This is a genomic window from Bradyrhizobium sp. 14AA, assembly GCF_054185205.1.
The window spans coordinates 1-469 of record NZ_JAVAYM010000143.1 but is presented as its reverse complement, the minus strand read 5'-3'; the positions used below and the strand labels follow the sequence as shown (position 1 = coordinate 469).

The following is a 469-nucleotide window of genomic DNA, read 5'->3' as shown; positions in this document are numbered from 1 at the left end:
CTGGTTGGTGCCGATATCAGGACAAATTTTTATGATTATTATAATCCATCTACTGTTGGAGCGTACCGACAGGCAGCCCCCAAACCCGCACAGGCTATTGAAAATGATGGTAATATCTATAATTATATCACAGAGAATACGATCAATTATACCAAAAGCATTGGTCATCATGATCTGGATGTCCTGGCCGGTTGTAACTTTCAGACAGCAAGCGGCAGTACGACAACAATTACAGGCTCGGGTATATCCGATGATAATTTCAACAATATAGCCGGGGCAATTGTCTATACTGTAGTGCCCGCAAGATATACATGGACACAGATCTCCTACCTGGCCCGCATTCAGTATGCTTACTTTGATAAATATTTATTCTCTGCCACCTTGCGCCGTGATGGTTCATCGCGCTTTGGAGATAATAACAAATGGGGTAACTTTCCATCGGTTACAGCCGGATATGTGCTGAGTAAAG

The 469-nt window shown here is 43.1% G+C and carries 1 pseudogene; it reads left to right on the top strand.

Going from position 1 to position 469, the window contains the following annotated elements:
• Positions 1 to 469, top strand: a pseudogene (locus RAD15_RS43720) (hypothetical protein); the annotation flags it as partial.